The organism is Sorangium sp. So ce124, from assembly GCF_051525235.1.
In the GTDB taxonomy this organism is placed as follows: domain Bacteria; phylum Myxococcota_A; class Polyangia; order Polyangiales; family Polyangiaceae; genus Sorangium; species Sorangium atrum.
In genome coordinates, this window is record NZ_CP150312.1 from 11,062,376 (window position 1) to 11,077,396 (window position 15,021).

Consider the following 15,021-nt stretch of genomic DNA (forward strand, 5'->3'; position numbering starts at 1 on the left):
CCGCCGCCGAGTGGCATCGTTTGGCCCGTCCGCAGCCGGGAGTATCCGGCAAAGCACCGCGGAGGAGAAGAATGACGAGAGTCAACGAAGGTACCCCCAAGGCCGTCGGCGCGGCGCTCTTCGTGCTGCTCACCGCTGCCACGACGCATGCCATGCCGAAACCCGTGCCTCCCGATCCCGACCACGTGAAGGTGGTGGGGAACGGCAGGGTCATCCGGGTGACGCCGGTGGGGCTGCAAGACGATTTTCAGGCCATGGCGACCGACACGAGGAACCTGCAATGGGCGCTGAACAACGTGGCGCGCGGCGGCCGCATCGCGCTCGGCGCCGGCACGTTCCACGTGAGCGAGACGCTGGCGGCCGAGGGCCTGGACGCGGAGGTGCGTGGCGCCGGCATGAACGAGACCGTGCTGGTGGCGCGCGGCCGCGCCGCGAACGGCACGTACGTGTTCCCCCTGCTGAATGAAGCGTATCGTGAACGGCTGTTCGCACCGGGCTTTCCGCCGATCCTGGCGGTCTTCAACAAGCCGCCTTCGCGCAAGACGCCCTGGCAGCTGACCAGCACGAACCTCACGCTGCGCAATCTGTCGTTCACCGTCGAGGGCGAGGGGCCCACGTTGACTTACTACGGCACCGAGGTCAGGCCGGTGTGGGCGGCCGTGCTGGTGACCGGATCCAAGGGCAACTACGACCCGACGAAGGACTTCAAGGTGGAGCATTACGACGTGTCGATCAAAAACGTGGGCGTGTACGGCCAGATTCTGAGCCCGACGTTGGGCAGCAATCTGATGGAGGGCCTGGTGTTCATCGGCGGAGAACAGTGGCTGCCGGTCGAGCCCGACACCGCCAACGGTGGCTGGAATGAGTTCGACCACCTTCCGGTGAACGGGCTCGTGACGGTGAAGAACTGTGTTCTCGAGCATACTCAGCTTCACTCGGTGGCCGTGGAGACGTTCCTGTCGCCGCCCGCCAGCCTGGAGGCTTTCGAGGCCCAAAGCGCCTTCCGCTTCCCGTCCCCGCCGCAGGACGTCTACCCACAGGCGTTCGCCGATATCGAGAACAACGTCTTCGACGATTCGGGGCACGGCGTGGCGACGGATCCCTTTCTGATTGCCTTCGGGACGCTGCTGCTGAGCCCGTCGAACGCGCCGCTGACGGTGGAGCACAACCGCTTCTTCGACTCGAACGGGCACGCCGTGGGCGTGCTCGCGGGCCAGAGCCTCACCGAGACGAGCCGCTGGCCCAAGGAGCCCTCGACGGTGAGCTTCGCCCACAACGAGATCGAGGCGGTGGCGACAGGGCCCTTCAACGCGTCGTCCCTGTTCATCGCGGACCTCAGCGAGCTCGACGGGGCGCCTTCGTACCTCCAGCCTTCGGTGCGCTTCAACCATATCGATGCGGCGCCGGGCTTTGGCAGCAGCCTCATCGAGCACCTGATGGGCAACGGCCTGGTGGCCGACCACAACGTGCTGTCGGGCAGCGCTCCGCTGGGCATCAGCGTGGGCGCGCCGAACATCCTCGTGGGCACGCCGCTGCCCTGCACGAACGACCTGCTGACGCTGAACAACTTCGCCAACTTCAGCGGGCAGCCCATCTTGCTGGGCCCTGGCTCGCGGTCCTGCACGGCGAAAGTCCACAACGCCTCCGACGTCGTCGACAGCGGAATCAACAACACCATCGTGGTGGTCGGGCGGGGCGGCGGCTGATCCTGCGCCTCATCCTCGGAGCGCGCAGGCGGGGGGGCCAGGACAAAGCTGCGCGCTTCCTGTATGTTCGCGCGATGAATGCGACGAATATCGAAGCCGACGTCTGCGTGGTGGGCGCAGGGTTCGACGTCGAGGTGGCCACCCGCGAAGAGCTGCATTTACCTACGCGCTGGCACTGCAGCTGCAGGCACCCGGTTTGACGTTGCGCTGATGGTAGACAAGCTCACATCAACCTTGGCGACGCAGGAGACCCAAGTCTCCTCGAACGTGAGCCGACTTGTCCCCTGGGCCGCTACCGAAAACGTCCCACCTAGTGTAGGGGGGACTCAGGAATCCCTGCAGCTGCACATCTTTGCACTACCGGCGCGCGCGCTGACTCAGAGGAGCCCCATCGCGCCCAGCTCGCGAGCCGAACCGCGCGTCCGCTGGCGCGGACCGGATCTCGATCAAGCCGGCGCGATCCCCAGCCACCGGCACCGCGGCAGCCAGCTGGGCCTGCTTCGACGCGCGCCTGCTTCGGCGACTGTCTGCGCTCGAGCGCAGGCGTAGAGGCCTTGTCGTCGCGCGCCAGCAGCCACTTCCAGTACATCAGCGTGCGCGGGTTGATGCCGAGCTCGCCGGCGAATTCGGCCGCCGTCAGCCCGCTGTCACGCCACCGCTCGACACGTTTCCGCCACTCCTCCCGAGGGACCCGAGAGTGCTCTTCTGCCATGCCCGGCACTCTGCGCCCCTGGCTCAGCGCTCGTCACGACGTGGTTACACGAACGGATACCACCAATCGCGACATCCTACGGCGCCAGCATCGCATGCGTCGTTCAATCGCAGATACGCTTTTCTCATCCAAGCGGCCCAACCGGCGGATGCTGCCGGTCGCTATCGACCGGTTTCTCTGGCGGGACTGTTCCGCGGCGCTGAACCGTCGCGATCCGTCGCTTCCCCGGGGATTTTGGTACGGACCGGTGGCCTGGGTAACGGTTTTGACCGGCAGCCTGGGTAGCACCTGGACGGACCGGGAGCTTAGGTGACACATGTCGTAGAGGACCGGCGACGGAGGAGCGCCGGTGCCCTGGAAAGAGACATGTTCAGTGGACGAGAGGCTTCAGTTCATCGCGCAGGTCAACGAGTCGGACGAGACGTTCGCGGAGCTGTGCCGGCGGTTCGGCATCAGCCGGAAGACGGGGTACAAGTGGGTGGAGCGCTACGAGCAAGCCGGACCTCGCGGCCTGGAGGAGCGGCGGCCTGTGGCGCACACGTTCCCGCATGCTGCCGAGCACGCCCTCGTCGCCGGAGTACCCGGACACGATGACCATTCGACGCCTCGACCACACGCGAAAGGTGAACCTCGGGGGCGCGCACACGTTCGTCTCCAAGCTGATCGCCAATGAGCCGGTGGGGCTGCTTCCGATCGCGGACGACGTCTGGGAGCTGTACTACGGTCCTGTTCTGCTCGCGCAGGTCACCCTGAAGAACAAGGAGCTGCAGCTCTCGAAGATGCGCTGACCTGCGAGCGCGCACGCCGGATCGTGACGACAGGCTCGTGTAGACCGAGACCGTGGTGAGCGTTTTGTGTATAGATCCTGGCGGTCCGAGAAAGCGCGGCGAGCGTATCGCGTCGACGAGGATCCGGCTCCTGTTTCGAGTCCTCCCGGAGCAGGGGCCAGTGGCTCAAGGAAGTGTCACCGCGGCTCCCGGTCAGAAGTGTTACCAGGGCTCCGCTCGTACAAGGAGGTGGAGAGATGGCCGGACCTCCTCGGAGAGATGGCCGGACCTCCTCGGAGAGATGGCCGGACCTCCTCGGGGAGATGGCTGCACTTCCTCGGGGAGATAGCCGCACCTCCTCGGAGGGATGGTTGCACCTCCTCGGGGAGATGGCGGATTGGTCCGAGTCTGCTCAAGTTGAGCAGACTCGGCGCAAGCAACACCTTGCTTGCCGGGCATTTTCCCCGGGATCTCACGCCTGTCCAGGAAGCCTCGAGCGCTGGCTCCCATCTTGCTCTGTCCGCGCCCACCTGAACGGAGAGCGGAAATTCATGCGAACGTTGAAGATCCCGGCGGTGATGCTCGGCACCTGGCTGGCCGCGGCCAGCGCGGGTTGCGAGAACAGCGCCGAGGAGCCGAAGCCGGGGCCCACGGGCTCCAGCACCACGACGAGCAGCGGCGGTCACGGCGGCGAGGGCCAGGGCGGCGACGGCGCCGGGGGTGCGGGGCAGGGCGGCGACGGCGGGCAGGGCGGCGACGGCGGGCAGGGCGGCGCGGGGGGGCAGGGCGGCGCGGGGGGGCAGGGCGGCGATGGGGCCGGCGGGCATGGCGGGGGAGAGCCCAGCACGTTCTGCCAGCCCGACGCCCTGGCGCCTTGCTACACCGGCCCGGCCGGCACCCAGGGCGTGGGCGCCTGCGCGGCGGGCTTCACGATCTGCGACGCGCTGGGCTCGGGCTATGGCCCGTGCACCGGCGAGGTCCTGCCCTCGGCCGAGGCGTGCGGCACGATCACCGACGACGATTGCGACGGGCAGGTCAACGAGGAGGACGCGGGGTGCGCCTGCGTCCCGGGATCGGCGCAGCCTTGTTATGGCGGCCCCGCTGGCACCGAGGGCGTGGGCGCCTGCCACGCGGGCACGCAGACCTGCAACGCGCTGGGGACGGGCTACGAGGCCTGCACGGGCGAGGTGCTGCCCTCGGTCGAGACGTGCACGAGCGCCGCGGACGACGATTGCGACGGGCAGGCCAACGAGGAGGGCGCGGGGTGCGTCTGCGTCCCGGGGTCGACCGTGCCGTGCTACCAGGGCCCCGCGGGGACCGAGGGCGTGGGCGTCTGCCACGCGGGCGTGCGCACCTGCAACGCGCAGGGCACGGGCTATGGCTGGTGCACCGGCCAGAGGGTGCCCGACGAGGTGGAGTGGTGCGCGAGCCCCCAGGACGAGAACTGCGACGGGCTGGTGAACCCCGCCTGCGCGCCGGTGACGCTGGCGGCGGGGAGCGCGCACTCGCTCGCGGTGCGCTCCGACGGCACGATCTGGGGCTGGGGCGACAACGGCGATTACCAGGTCAGCGTCTACCAGAACGCCGGGGTCTATGGAGATCCGTTCTTCGTCCAGGAGCTGAGCGGCGTGACCGACGTCGCCGCGGGTTACGGGCACTCGCTGGCCCTGCTCGCGGACGGCACCGTCCGGGCCTGGGGCACCAACTACGGCGGCCAGCTCGGGACCACCACGACCATCCCCGATCTCGTCGTGGTGCCCGGCCTCGACCAGGTGATCGACGTGGCGGCGGGGCGATATCACTCGATGGCGCTGCGGTCGGACGGCACGGTCTGGACCTGGGGCGATAGCTCCTCCGGCCAGCTCGGGGACGGCACCGTCGGCTGGCGCGCGACCCCGGCGCCCGTGCCCGGCCTGAGCAACGTCGTCGCCATCGCGGCGGGCGACATCCACGCGCTGGCCGTGCTCGCCGACGGCACGGTGTGGGCCTGGGGCGAGGGATCGCAGGGGCAGCTCGGCGACGGCGCGTCGGCCGACAGCGCGGTCCCAGTGCAGGTCTCGGGGCTCGACGGGGCGATCGCGGTGGCCGCGGGGACCTGGCACTCGCTGGCGCTGCGCTCGGACGGCACCGTGCGGGCCTGGGGCGAGGGGTCCGAGGGCCAGCTCGGGCAGGGTGTGGCGGCCGACAGCGCGGTGCCGGTGCCCGTCGCGGGGCTCGACGCGGTGACCGCGATCGCCGCGGGGATGGGGCACTCGCTGGCGCTGCGCTCGGACGGCACCGCCCGGGCCTGGGGGAGCAACGGCAGCGGGCAGCTCGGCAACCCGGGCTATTCGTGGTCGCAGCCGCATCCCACCCCGGTGCCCGTGCTCCTCGACCAGATCACCGCCATCGCCGCGGGCGACATGTACGCGCTGGCGCTGCGCGCCGACGGGACCCGCTGGGCCTGGGGCGACAACGACAGCGGGCAGCTCGGCTACCACGATGTAGGATCGTCCGTCGGGGTCCCGGTGGAGGTGTGGCCTCACTGGTGAGCGCGGTGTTGCCGAGCCAGCTCATTGATGGCCATGAAGACCGCTTGGATGATGGCCATCATTGCGCGGCTGCACGCCCACCACGGACGCGATGGTGCGGGCGTACTCGGGCGCGTCAAGGGTGCGCCACCTGCCGGTCGCCGCTACGCGCCCTTGGTCCGCCCTGCGTGCGCCCGCTGGGTGGCGCCCCGGGTGATGGGCATACGGATGCCACCGGAGGGGGTTCCAGGCTCCGGATGGCAGCAAGAAGTCGGCTCACAAGGTGCCGCAAAAGGCCCATCTATGGGTTGCTGTACGGTGGGACCGGTGATGCCGCGAGCCCTTCACCGCGGGCGACGCGGCGGCGCAGAGCGCCCCGTTGGGCCACACCGGAGCCGCCCTCGGCGGCGAAGCAGGCGGAAACTACGAAAATCGCGACTGCTTCGGCGACCGCTCCTCATCGACCGGTGTTTCTGGCGGGACTGTTCCGCGGTGGCGAACCGTCGCGATCCGTCGCATCCCCGGGGATTTGGGGAGGGCGTGAGTGCGCCGGGATAAACCGGCACGGAGATGGGTATGCAAGAGACCTACATCAAAGGCGTAGCGAGCCATGATGGCCCCGAGTCATGCGCAGGCATCCGTGAGGAGGTCGGCGAAGCGTTGGCAGGGGTACGCGCAGGCAGGGACACTGAGCCGCGAAATACCCTCGATCGGGGTGCCGACGCTGTTCACGCAAGCGGAAGGCCACACGACCAGGAGCGCCAGCGCGAGCTCCTGGGCGACCCCGCGCGGTCGAAGACCCCGAGCATGTGCGGACTCTCCGTGTGCGAGAACCGGGAGATCCCCTGGCCTCCCGCCCTCGATGGCGAGGTGGGACGCAAAGGAAAGGCCAAGGCCGTGAGCCGATGATGAACGGCCAGGGGAGGTCAGACAGGCCCATAGTACCGACGAAGCTGCCGAACAAGGCCGGGCAACCGGACGCGGAGGCCGTGGAGGGAAGGGGTCTGGCCAAGGGGAACGCGAACCAGCAAAACACGCCCCGGACGCAGCGCCGGACAAGCGTGCCCAGTGCGCTGGATCGCGTACGGGAAGTCGCAAGACGGGACAGGAAAACGAAGTTCACGGCGCTCTTCCACCATCTCACCATCGACCGACTACGAGCCGCATTCATTGCCCTGCAACGGAATGCGGCACCCGGAGTCGACGGGGTGACGTGGGAGCAATACGCGGGCAACCTGGAGGACAACCTCCTGGATCTGCACGCTCGATTGCGCAGTGGGGCGTATCGAGCAAAACCGTCGCGGAGGGTGTACATTCCGAAGGCAGACGGGCGGCAGCGGCCGCTCGGCATAGCCTCGTTGGAGGACAAGATCGTCCAGCGAGCCGTCGTCGAAGTGCTGAATACCATCTACGAAGCGGATTTTCTCGGCTTCTCGTACGGATTTCGGCCGCGGCGCAACCAGCACCATGCGCTGGATGCTCTCGCCGTCGGGATTCGTCGATGTAAGGTGAGCTGGGTGCTCGATGCCGACATCCGTGGTTGTTTCGATGCCATCGATCACGGGTGGATGGTGAAATTCCTCGAGCACCGAATCGCGGACAAGAGGATGCTGCGTCTCCTTCAGAAGTGGTTGAACGCAGGAGTGATAGAGGGTGAGGAGTGGACGAGGGGGGAGGATGGCACTCCGCAAGGAGCAACGGTTTCACCCTTGCTGGCGAACATCTATCTCCACTATGTACTCGACCTATGGGTCCAGCAATGGAGGAATCGGCATGCGCGCGGGAGCGTCATCATCACGCGTTTTGCGGACGACTTCGTCGTTGGATTCCAGTACCGCACGGACGCCGAGCGGTTCCTGCAAGATCTACGCGAGAGATTGCGGAAATTCGCGCTGGAGTTACACCCCGACAAGACCCGCATCCTCGAATTTGGACGCTTCGCGGCGTCCAATCGACAGGAGAAAGGTCAGGGAAAGCCGGAGAGCTTCAACTTCCTGGGTTTCACGCATATTTGCGGAAAGACTTGGATGGGGAAATTTCTCGTCGTACGGCGAACCATGCGGGAGCGGATGCGGAAGAAGCTGCACGAGGTCAAGGCCGAGTTGCAGCGGCGCCGACATCTCCTCATCCCCGAGCAGGGGAAATGGCTGCGAAGTGTAGTGCAAGGACATTTCTTGTATTACGCCGTTCCGTCCAACGGGCAATCGTTGCAGTGGTTCCGTACCCAGGTGACCCGTCACTGGCATCGCGCGCTCCGCCGCCGAAGTCAGCGTGACCGCACCACCTGGGCACGAATGCAGCGACTCGGTCAGCGCTGGATCCCCCCTGTACGCATTCTGCATCCCTGGCCGGACGAGCGCTTCCGCGTCAGAACCCGAGGCAAGAGCCCAGTGCGGTAGTGCCGCTCGCTGGGATCCGCGCGGGGGGCGGCCCGAGCCCACAAGGTGAAGGGCCGTCCCTACCGCAATCGACGGATCGCACCGCCTCGGGAGGGATGGGCCCAACCCGGGCCCAAGGGCCAAGCCCCGGGCTTGGGGAGCTCGCCGTGACCGAGGCGTCACGTCGGGCTGCGGTGATCGCCTCGCTCGCCAGCACCCTGAGCCACGCCGTCGCCCTCGGGGATGAGGTGGCTGCCCGGGTCGTTCACGAAGCGATCGGTCGGCTGCTCGGGCTGCCGGTGGCGCCGCGCGCCGAGGCGCGTGCGGCGCGGTCAAGAGCGGCGCGGTGACCGTCGTGCAACGCACGTCCGGCGACATGCGGCTCAATCCGCATCTGCACGTGGTCTTCCTCGACGGGGCTTATCACGAAGATGGCACCGAGCTCGTGTGGAACGAGCTCGGTCACCTGCGAACGCGCGAGGTCGGTCAGGTCATAGAGCCCGCCGTCGGGCGGATGCTCCGTTACCTCCGGCGGCACGGGCATCGCGAGAGCGAGCACGACGTCGAGGAGGACGACGAGCCCGAGGCCGCGCTCTGTGCCTCCGCCGTCTCGGGACGAGAGCCGCGCCATACGTCGTCGCCCCGCAATGGCTCCGCGGGCTCTCGCCGTCTTGTCCGAGCGCGCTCGCGTACGACAAGCCGCTGTGCGCTGCGCTCGATGGCTTCACCTTGCACGCAGCGACGCGCGCCGGTGCGCACCATGCCGCGGCGAGGGAGGCGCCGCTGCGTTACGTGCTGCGACCCCCGATCGCAAAGGAGCGCATCGAGCCGCAGCAGGACGGCCTGGTGCGGCTCTCGCTCAAGCGCGCCTTCGCCGACGGGACTGCCCTTGTGGACATGGATCCGCTCTCGCTCCTGTGCCGCCTCGCGGCCAGCGTCCCGCCGCCGCGCTTTCACACCGTCAAGTACGCTGGCGTGCTCGCCTCGGCAAGTCGCCCACGTTGGCGCGCAAGCGCATCGGACCGCGCCCTGCGAAGCCACAAGAGCCTACGAAGGCGGACGATGACGCCGCTCCGAAACGCAAGCGTGGCGGCTATCGGGCGGTCGACAAACCGCGCCGAGCTCTTGCGCCGCACATGTGCGATCGATGTCCTCGAGTGCCCAGCTTGCAAGGGGCGGATGAAGCTCGTCGCCATGGTGACCGAGCCAAGGAACATCGCCCGCTTCCTCTCCGCGCTCGGCGAGCCGACCGACGTCCCAGCTCGCTCTCCCAACCGAGGGCCGCCGTACTGGAAGAGCACCGTTCTGCGCCGCAAGGCGCCCGGTGACGCCGCATAGCGTCTCGCGACGCGCCTCCCGGGCCAGACCAACGCCCGGACGGACACGTGGGCCCACGGCACGTCGATGCGCCCCGTAGCGCGCTCGGCGCCGCCCGGACCACGCTCTTTCGGCCCAGGACCGAGCCATCACGACGCTCGCGGTCCCACCCTTTCGGTTTGCTGCGCTACACTGCTTCGCGCTGCGATCCGGCTTCTTTTACCTACGCGCTACACTGCTTCGCGCTGCGATCCGGCTTCTTTTACCTACGCGCCGAGCGGCTCGTCCGGTATTGCGCGCGTCCCTGCTTCGCTTTGGAGCGGCTCAGCATCCTCCGCGACGGTCGGGTGGCCTATCAGGTGAAATACCCGCGGCGAAAAGGAACGCATCGGGTGATGACGCCGATTGTGTTTTTCGCGAGGCTCGCCGCGCTGGTGCCGCCGCCGCGCCATCCGCTGGTGCGCTACCACGGTGTGCTCGCGCCGCATGCGAAGCAACGCAGCCTCGTGGTGCCGAAGGCGACGGGGAAGGCGCGTAAGGGCGAGCAGCGCGCCGGAGCTGATAGCGCGGGCAGCGATGACAAGAAGAAGACGACGACGATCACGCCCTTGCCGGCGAGGCAGGCGCCGAAGGGGCCGGCGAGAGGCATGGAGACGCCGTCGCGCAGAGGAGACGAGCGAAGCGAGGCGGCGCCGTCGGCAGTGTCGGAGCGAGGCGCTCGGGACGTGGCGGTTGGGGCGCTGCTGACGATGGTGCATGGCGCGGTCGAGCGCGAGCGGGTGTCGACTGCGCTGGGCGCTGTACTGCCGTGGGCTGATGTTGGATTCGTGTCGGAGGGGATCTCGGTCCGGCATCTTGATCGGCTGCTGGATGGGCTCCTTCTGGCGACGTCGCCTCGCGTCGAATGGGCGAAGCTTTTGCGGCGGACTTACGCAGTAGATGTTCTCGCGTGCCCGCGATGCAGCGGGCGGATGCGACTCATGGCCGCGATCACGGACAAGGCGACGGCGAGGAAGATCTTGAGCCACCTCGGTCTGTTCGCCGAGCCGCTGGAGTGCCGCGCGCGGTACCCGGCGGACCCCGCGTGACGAAACTGAAAGGGGAGGGACGCTGCTCGACGACGTGGCCGGGGGGAGGTCTGCCCTGAGGTGCGTGCGCCGGCCATCACGACGCGCCGCGAACCGCGACGGCGGCCGTTTGGACGAGCTCAGTAGTGTACAGCTATACGGTAGGATGCCTTCCGCTTGGTGCCAGTAGTGTACAGCTATACGGTAGGATGCCTTCCGCTTGGTGCGACGTCGCGGTAATCGCAGGCGTTTCACGAGTGGAAGGCCTGTCTGATCGCATAAGGCCCGTTCTGTCGATAAGCTCGTACAGTCGGACTGCACGAGCCAGGAACGGCTCCGAGAATCTTGACTTTGCGGAACGCGTTTGCTTGTCCTATCCGCCAAAGCGCTTGACGACGCTGAGCGGCTGGGCGAGGACAGAGTCACCATGAGGCGTTGGCTACTGGCTTTGGGCGTGTGCGTTTCCACCGCGGCGTGTGGTAACGGATCGAATGGGGACGCTGCCGCGAGCGGGGGCGCGGTTGGCACGGACAGCGGTGGGACGGGCAGCGGGGGCACGGCCTCCGGTGGTGCGACGGGCTCTGGGGGAACGGCCGAAAGCGGCGGCGCATCCAGCGGCGGCGCATCCAGTGGTGGGGCTGGCGGCTCGGGGTCGGGCGGCTCGAGTGGGGCCACGGGTGGCGCGGCTTCGGGCGGGCAAGCGGGCAGCGGCGGCCAAGGAGATGCCGGAAGCGGCGGCACGACCGGTAGCGGCGGCTCGGTCAGTAGCTGCGTCGGCGACCCGTTCCCCACGGCCGATCCTACCAAGACGGGCCCCTTCTCGGTCACCGCAGACAAGAACGTCGGCCCCCTCGCCGGCGTCGTTCCCGATCCGATCTATGGGGACGAGCAACAGCGCTTCAACGTGTACCGCCCGAGCAATATCGCAACCAGCGGCCACTGCCATCCGATCCTGATCTGGGCCAATGGCTACAAGGACAATCCGGAGCAGAAGCCGCCGAAATGCGTCGTCAACTCCGGCAGCAATCAGTGGTGCGGACAATACGGACCGATCGTCAACCATCTCGCGTCCCACGGTTTCGTCGTGGTGGCTTCTCTCAGCACCGCGACCGCCGAAGGCGATCCTCTTCCCACGACCGCGGGCCTCGATTGGATCTTGGAACAAGCCGAGGATGCGAGCAGCCCGTACTATCACGCCCTCGACACCACGAAGATCGGCCAGCTTGGCCATTCCTATGGGGGCATGTCGACTTGCAAGACGGCCTCCGATCCCCGTTTCTCGGCCCTCGGCACGATTTGCGGCACCACTGCCCTCAAGGGAGTGCACACCCCCATGTTGTTCTTCTGCGGGGGGAACGACTCCACGGTGAAATGCAGCGGGGTCCACGATGTCTTCAAGACGGTCACCGATCAGCCCGCGTTTTTCCTCAACGAGCTCAAAGCGGATCACGGTAGCTGGGTCTATCAGGGCGCAAATGGCGTGTCCCTGTCGTCGGCCGCGGCCTGGTTCCGCGTTCATCTGATGGATGACACAGCGAACAGGAACTTCTTCTACGGCGACAACTGCAAGTTCTGCACCGATGGCCGCGCGCAAGCAGAGCAGAACGCCCTGATGAAGGTCCCCTGAGCGACGGGGCCGATCTGGCTAGGCTTCACTGACTCACGAACGTCGTCACGCTCATGGCTTCGAGGGCCATCGGGAGCGTGGCGTCCGTTACGGTGACGGGAGTTCCTTCGGCCCAGTTCTTCGAAGCGGCGGTCACGAAGGGGACCATCGCGCTTGGCGCGGTGCCGCCTGCGAAGGCGAGGGGAACGGTCTGGGCGGAGGTTGTCTCGTTGATGGCGACGACGACGACTTTGCCGCTGTCGTTTGTGTAGGCGCTGACGAGGACCTTTTCCGGGAAGACGCCGGTGACGGCGACGCGGTGGTAGCCGGGGCGAATGTAGCGGGTGAAGTTTCCGAACGTGTAGTAGCGCTTGGTGGTGACGCTGCCTGACTGCTGAATCAAGCCTTCGTTCGTGGTGTTGCCCGAGTACCACCACCAGAGCCAGGCGTTGGCTTCGCCGACCACGAGCGCGCTGTGCACCCAACGGGCGATGACCACGCCGTTCTCGATGGTGTTGCTCGGTCCCTGTTCCGGCCACCACTTCACGCCGGACATCTCGGTCTGCCAGACTTCCTTGTCGCCCCGAGGCGGGACATCGTCCGGCCAGGGGTAGGCGACCTGAGTGTCATATTGGTGGGTCCCGAGGATGTCGAAGGCGGCCCACGCGTCCGGGTCGGCAGCGAGCGCGTGCCGGTTCGCGAGGCGCGTAGGAGTGCAGCCCTTCACCGCGGGCGACGCGACGGCCGAGGGCGCCCCGTTGGGCCACACCAGAGCCGCCCTCGACGGCGAAACAGGCGGAAGCCATGAGAATCGCTACTGTTTCAGCGACCGCTCGTCATCGACCGGTGTCTCTGGCGGGATTCCTGGCGCGCGGCCCTAGCGATCGCTCAGCGGCTCCTTGTCGCGCGCGTCCGCGGCGAGGTACTGGCGCAGGTGCCGGCGGAGGGAGACCCGCGTGATCCCGAGCGCGCTCGCCGTGTGGGTCACGTTGCCGCCCTGGGCCGCGTAGACCGCGAGGATGTGGCGGCGCACGGCCTCGCCGAGCGACGCGCTGCCGCGCGCGGGCGGCGACGGCCGCAGCGCGCCCGGCGGGCCCGAGCGCGGCGGCGCCGAGGGACGCGTCGCCGCGCCGATCTCCGGCGGCAGGTGCTCCAGATCGAGCGGCGCGCCGTGCGCCCGGAGGAACGCGCGCTCGACGACGCTCCGGAGCTCGCGGACGTTCCCCGGCCAGGGATACGCTTCGAGCTGCGCGAGCGCGCGCGGGGAGAGCCCGGCGCTCACGAGCCCCGTCGCGCCGCTCTGGCGCTGGAGGAAGTGCTCGACCAGCCTGCGCACGTCGCCGTCGCGCTCGCGCAGCGGGGGGAGCGAGAGCGCGAGCCCGCCGACGCGCCGGTGGAGCGCCTCGTGGAACGACCGCTCGAGGACGCGCGCGGCGAGATCCTGGCTCGTCGCGGCGATGACCCGCACGTCCGCGACCAGCGCCTCTCCGCCGCCGATCCGGCAGAGCGGCTCCCCGTCGAGGACGGCCAGGAGCCGCGGCTGGAGCTCGAGCGGGAGCGCGCCGATCTCGTCGAGGAACAGCGTGCCCCCCCGCGCGAGCTCGAGCAGCCCGGGGCGCGCAGCGGGCCGCCCGTCGGCCCCGGCCGCCACGCCGAAGAGCTCCTCCCGGAGGCGCTCGGCCGGCAGCCGCGCCGCGCTCAGCGCGACGAAGGGACCGCCCGCGCGCGGGCTCGCCGCGTGAAGGAGCCGCGCGCAGAGCTCTTTGCCCGTGCCAGGCTCGCCCGTGATGAGCAGCGGCGCGCGCTCGTGCTCCGCCAGCCGGCGCAGCTGCTCCATCGCGCGCGCCCAGCGCTCCGAGGCGCCGATGAGCCGCACCTCGCTGTCGTCCTCGACCCAAACGACGCGCGTCATCCCGCCGCCGGACGAGCAGGGGTGTTCCGTGCGCCGGGAAGGGGCCGCGCTTTCTTCCACATCGCATCTCCTCGATTCATGGGCAGACGGCGAGCGACGCGCCTGCCGTTTTCTGGATTACCGAGCTGTCCTCAGCGCAGGCGGCGACCGGGGATGGGCCGCCGTGAACGAAGATGGGAACGATGGCTGGACGATAGATGAACGATGGCGGATGAACGTCGGCCACGAGGCGGCGACGAACAACGAGGGATGATGGCTGACACATGCCGGATGATCTCACCCGGTCAGCGACATCCACTCTACCGCGAACCAGGGTCTCTTGGAAGGGAGATCCCGACCGGCGGCGGCCGGGCGCCGAGGAACTACGTGCTCAAAATTTGTGCGTACGCGCGGACCTGGGTTAGTCGACCCGTGTACCCGAAAGGAGAGACGACGAGATGAGCTCGAAGCGCAAGACCCCGGCCCGCACGAAGACCACCCGGGCCCAGAGCCTGGTCGCCGCCCCGGTCGCCTCGGCGCAGCCCGAGAGCGCGGTCTCTGCCCCCGCCGCCGCCGAGAGGCCCTCTGCGGCCGTGAAGCTCGCCGCCGAGCGCGCGAGCGTCGATGCCCCGAAGGCCGCGCCTCCGCGCCCGCGGCTGTCGCGCGAGGAGCGCCACGGCCTGATCGCCAAGGTGGCCTATGGATATGCCGAGAGGGCCGGCTTCCGGAACAACCCCGTTGAAGACTGGCTGAACGCCGAGCGCGAGGTCGACGCGCGGCTCGAGCGCCTCGCCAGCTGACGTCTCCGCCGCGGCGGCGCGGGCGGCGCGGGGCCCCGCGCGTGCCCATGCGAGCGCGACAGGCGCGCTCGCGTGGGCGTGGGCGGCGCCCTCGGCCGGCGAGGGGGGGCTCCCGTCGGGCCGGCGGCGGCGCCCGTGGGCCTTCGAGGCTCGTAGCCGCGCCGCGGGACGAGTATCCTCGCGCTCCGCGTGGGCGGTGGGCCCACGGTTCGCGGTCCACGCGCGCCCGGCCGCCTGGACCGCGGAGGTCTGCACACCGATACTTGC

Annotated in this window: 10 protein-coding genes and 3 pseudogenes; 10 read left to right on the forward strand and 3 right to left on the reverse strand. The window is 68.5% G+C overall.

The window, feature by feature from the left end:
- The first annotated feature begins 71 nt into the window (after window positions 1–71).
- Both WMF19_RS41525 and WMF19_RS41530 read left to right on the forward strand, forming a co-directional pair.
- The gene (locus tag WMF19_RS41525) at window positions 72–1,706 is read left to right on the forward strand and encodes a hypothetical protein (protein WP_437895431.1); all 1,635 of its coding nucleotides are present in this window, start codon (window positions 72–74) and stop codon (window positions 1,704–1,706) included.
- A gap of 74 nt (window positions 1,707–1,780) precedes the next feature.
- On the forward strand, window positions 1,781–1,906 hold the full coding sequence (locus WMF19_RS41530; protein WP_437895432.1) for a hypothetical protein: 126 nt from the start codon (window positions 1,781–1,783) through the stop codon (window positions 1,904–1,906).
- A 110-nt stretch (window positions 1,907–2,016) separates the two neighbouring features.
- Here the strand turns inward: WMF19_RS41530 and tnpA are convergent, their stop codons facing one another.
- Window positions 2,017–2,418 (reverse strand): IS66 family insertion sequence element accessory protein TnpA, encoded by a 402-nt coding sequence (gene tnpA / locus WMF19_RS41535; protein ID WP_437895433.1) that lies wholly within the window; start codon window positions 2,416–2,418, stop codon window positions 2,017–2,019.
- A 349-nt stretch (window positions 2,419–2,767) separates the two neighbouring features.
- Between tnpA and WMF19_RS41540 the strand changes: the two are divergent.
- The 7 genes and pseudogenes from WMF19_RS41540 to WMF19_RS41570 all read left to right on the forward strand — a co-directional run bounded on the left by WMF19_RS41540 (window position 2,768) and on the right by WMF19_RS41570 (window position 12,084).
- Window positions 2,768–3,206, forward strand: a pseudogene (locus WMF19_RS41540) (helix-turn-helix domain-containing protein).
- Between the two features lie 530 nt (window positions 3,207–3,736).
- The gene (locus WMF19_RS41545) at window positions 3,737–5,716 is read left to right on the forward strand and encodes an RCC1 domain-containing protein (RefSeq protein ID WP_437895434.1); all 1,980 of its coding nucleotides are present in this window, start codon (window positions 3,737–3,739) and stop codon (window positions 5,714–5,716) included.
- A gap of 884 nt (window positions 5,717–6,600) precedes the next feature.
- Window positions 6,601–8,090 (forward strand): annotated as a pseudogene (gene ltrA, locus WMF19_RS41550) (group II intron reverse transcriptase/maturase); the annotation flags it as partial.
- Between the two features lie 359 nt (window positions 8,091–8,449).
- Window positions 8,450–9,003 (forward strand): annotated as a pseudogene (locus WMF19_RS41555) (transposase); the annotation flags it as partial.
- A gap of 249 nt (window positions 9,004–9,252) precedes the next feature.
- A complete protein-coding gene (locus tag WMF19_RS41560; protein WP_020740231.1) occupies window positions 9,253–9,411 on the forward strand; it encodes a hypothetical protein in 159 nt (52 codons plus the stop codon).
- Window positions 9,412–9,569: 158 nt separating this feature from the next.
- Window positions 9,570–10,478, forward strand: a complete 909-nt coding sequence (locus WMF19_RS41565) for a transposase (RefSeq protein WP_437895435.1) — start codon at window positions 9,570–9,572, stop codon at window positions 10,476–10,478.
- Window positions 10,479–10,884: 406 nt separating this feature from the next.
- Window positions 10,885–12,084, forward strand: coding sequence for a poly(ethylene terephthalate) hydrolase family protein (locus tag WMF19_RS41570; protein ID WP_437895436.1), 1,200 nt, complete (start codon window positions 10,885–10,887; stop codon window positions 12,082–12,084).
- 25 nt (window positions 12,085–12,109) lie between these two features.
- Here the strand turns inward: WMF19_RS41570 and WMF19_RS41575 are convergent, their stop codons facing one another.
- Complete coding sequence (locus WMF19_RS41575; RefSeq protein ID WP_437895437.1) at window positions 12,110–12,790, reverse strand: glycoside hydrolase family 30 beta sandwich domain-containing protein; 681 nt, start codon at window positions 12,788–12,790, stop codon at window positions 12,110–12,112.
- Between the two features lie 150 nt (window positions 12,791–12,940).
- Complete coding sequence (locus WMF19_RS41580) at window positions 12,941–13,975, reverse strand: sigma 54-interacting transcriptional regulator (protein ID WP_437895438.1); 1,035 nt, start codon at window positions 13,973–13,975, stop codon at window positions 12,941–12,943.
- Window positions 13,976–14,412: 437 nt separating this feature from the next.
- Here WMF19_RS41580 and WMF19_RS41585 point away from each other — a divergent pair, with 437 nt between their 5' ends.
- On the forward strand, window positions 14,413–14,754 hold the full coding sequence (locus WMF19_RS41585) for a DUF2934 domain-containing protein (protein WP_437324692.1): 342 nt from the start codon (window positions 14,413–14,415) through the stop codon (window positions 14,752–14,754).
- Window positions 14,755–15,021 lie beyond the last annotated feature (267 nt).

Bases quoted from the DNA above. Each gene is read 5' to 3' on its own strand.
- WMF19_RS41525 (WP_437895431.1), top strand. From the start codon at position 72: ATGACGAGAGTCAACGAAGGTACCCCCAAGGCCGTCGGCGCGGCGCTC.
- WMF19_RS41530 (WP_437895432.1), top strand. From the start codon at position 1,781: ATGAATGCGACGAATATCGAAGCCGACGTCTGCGTGGTGGGCGCAGGG.
- tnpA (WP_437895433.1), bottom strand. From the start codon at position 2,418: ATGGCAGAAGAGCACTCTCGGGTCCCTCGGGAGGAGTGGCGGAAACGT.
- WMF19_RS41545 (WP_437895434.1), top strand. From the start codon at position 3,737: ATGCGAACGTTGAAGATCCCGGCGGTGATGCTCGGCACCTGGCTGGCC.
- WMF19_RS41560 (WP_020740231.1), top strand. From the start codon at position 9,253: ATGAAGCTCGTCGCCATGGTGACCGAGCCAAGGAACATCGCCCGCTTC.
- WMF19_RS41570 (WP_437895436.1), top strand. From the start codon at position 10,885: ATGAGGCGTTGGCTACTGGCTTTGGGCGTGTGCGTTTCCACCGCGGCG.
- WMF19_RS41580 (WP_437895438.1), bottom strand. From the start codon at position 13,975: ATGACGCGCGTCGTTTGGGTCGAGGACGACAGCGAGGTGCGGCTCATC.
- WMF19_RS41585 (WP_437324692.1), top strand. From the start codon at position 14,413: ATGAGCTCGAAGCGCAAGACCCCGGCCCGCACGAAGACCACCCGGGCC.